At 70.3% G+C, this 2007-nt stretch carries 1 protein-coding gene and 1 pseudogene; one reads left to right on the top strand and one right to left on the bottom strand.

The features are described from left to right. A pseudogene (locus tag G6030_RS01480) lies at nt 1–524 on the top strand (hypothetical protein); the annotation flags it as partial. 75 nt (nt 525–599) lie between these two features. Here the strand turns inward: G6030_RS01480 and glf are convergent. Further along, nucleotides 600–1802 carry a UDP-galactopyranose mutase gene (gene glf, locus G6030_RS01475; RefSeq protein ID WP_007632998.1) on the bottom strand — a complete coding sequence of 401 codons (1203 nt, stop codon included), beginning with the start codon at nt 1800–1802 and terminating at the stop codon, nt 600–602. Nucleotides 1803–2007: the final 205 nt, after the last annotated feature.

Raw genomic sequence — 2007 nt, 5'->3', positions numbered from 1 at the left:
CGGTCGCGGACACCGCCGCGGCGGCCGACGCCACGCTCCGCCCGTGGACGCTGCCCGCCGGGCGCTGGTACCCGGGCGCGAGCGGCCGGCAGGTGGATCGACGGGCGTTCGCGCGGCTCGTGGAGGAGCTGTCCGGGGCTGTGGAGCAGGTGCTCGACGACTACCCGGAGGCGCACGTGCTGCTGTCCGGGCGGATGCCGCGGAGCGTGGCGTTCGCGCTGGGGTACGTCATCTCGCAGCGCAAGGACGACCGGATCGAGGGCAAGCGCGCCGCGCTGCACCCCACGCGCGCTGACGACACGCGGGCCGAACGCGCACAGGCACGGGCCGAGAACGAGGGCCTGAGCTCGCTGAGCCGCTTCTGGACGTCGGTCACGCCCGTGCTGCAGCACCTCGGCGAGGCCAAGCCGACGATCGTGCACGCCGCGCAGCGCGACGCCGCCGTCCACGAACTCGTCGCCTACGCGCCCTCGGACACCGCGCCCGAATCCGCTACCCCGACGACGGATCCGCTACCCCGGTAGGAGTAGCGGATCCCGCCGGGGAGTAGCGGATTTCGCGCGGGCGCGCGGTTGCGCGTGGCGCGTGGGGCGGGGGGATCAGCCGTCGGCGAGCGGCGCGCCGTCGCGCAGGTGCGGCGCCAGCGTGTTGTCGAACATCGTCAGCGCGGACGCGATGGCCATGTGCATGTCCAGGTACTGGTACGTGCCCAGTCGGCCGCCGAACAGCACCTTGTTGGCGGCGGTCTCGGCCTTGGCGCGGTCGCGGTAGGCGGCGAGCTTCTCGCGGTCCGTGGACTCGTTGATCGGGTAGTACGGCTCGTCCTCGCGCTCGGCGAAGCGGCTGTACTCACGCATGATCACGGTCTTGTCCGTGGGGTAGTTCTTCCGCTCGGGGTGGAAGTGCCGGAACTCGTGGATGCGGGTGTAGTCGTACTCCGCGTCGTTGTAGTTCATCACCGGGGTGCCCTGGAAGTCGCCGGTCGGCAGGACCTCGGTCTCGAAGTCCAGGGTGCGCCAGCCCAGCTCGCCGTCGGCGTAGTCGAAGTAGCGGTCCAGCGGGCCGGTGTAGACGACCGGGGCGTCGGGGCTGGCGGCACGGACGTCGTCGCGGACGTCGAACCAGTCGGTGTCCAGCACCACGTCGATGTTCTCGTGCGCCGCCATGTTCTCCAGCCACGCGGTGTAGCCGTCGACGGGCAGGCCCTCGTAGGTGTCGTTGAAGTAGCGGTTGTCGAACGTGTACCGCACGGGCAGGCGGGTGATGTTGCCGGCGGGCAGGTTCTTGGGGTCGGTCTGCCACTGCTTGGCCGTGTAGTCCTTGATGAACGCCTCGTAGAGCGGGCGGCCGATGAGGGAGATGGCCTTCTCCTCGAAGTTCGCCGCCTCCTCGGAGGAGAACTCGGAGGCCTGCTCGGCGATGAGCGCGCGGGCCTCGTCGGGCGAGTAGTAGCGGCCGAAGAACTGGCAGATCAGGCCCAGGCCCATGGGGAACTGGTACGCGGTGCCCTTGTGCATGGCGAACACGCGGTGCTGGTAGCCGGTGAACGACGTGAAGCGGTTGACGTACTCCCACACGCGCTCGTTGGAGGTGTGGAACAGGTGCGCGCCGTACTTGTGGATCTCGATGCCGGTCTCGGGCTCGGGCTCGGAGTAGGCGTTGCCGCCGATGTGGTGACGCCGCTCGAGCACCAGCACGCGCTTGCCGAGCTCGCTCGCCGCCCGCTCGGCGACCGTCAGACCGTAGAAACCCGACCCCACCACGATGAGGTCATAGGTGCCCCACTGTCGTTCGCCTGCCATAACCTTCGAGCCTTCCCGTAGTCCGTGGCGGCGGTGCGGTGCCGTGTCGCGCCCCGCGTCCGCCCACCTGGCCACGCGCCGGTCGGCGCGGGTCCGCGTCCAAGGGTATCCGGCGGGTCGGGGGTGGGTTCAGGGCACGCCGACGACGACGAGGAGGACGACGTCCCGGCGCGACTGCAGTGGCCCACGGTGCTGGTCGGGCGTT

The sequence above is a fragment of the Dietzia sp. E1 genome (assembly GCF_014145015.1).
GTDB classification, from domain to species: Bacteria; Actinomycetota; Actinomycetes; order Mycobacteriales; family Mycobacteriaceae; genus Dietzia; species Dietzia cinnamea_A.
The sequence above is the reverse complement of the archived record's forward strand: the minus strand, read 5'-3'. Positions and strand labels throughout refer to the sequence as shown.

Excerpts from the sequence above, each read along its gene's own strand:
- glf (WP_007632998.1), bottom strand. The coding sequence starts at position 1,802 with ATGGCAGGCGAACGACAGTGGGGCACCTATGACCTCATCGTGGTGGGG.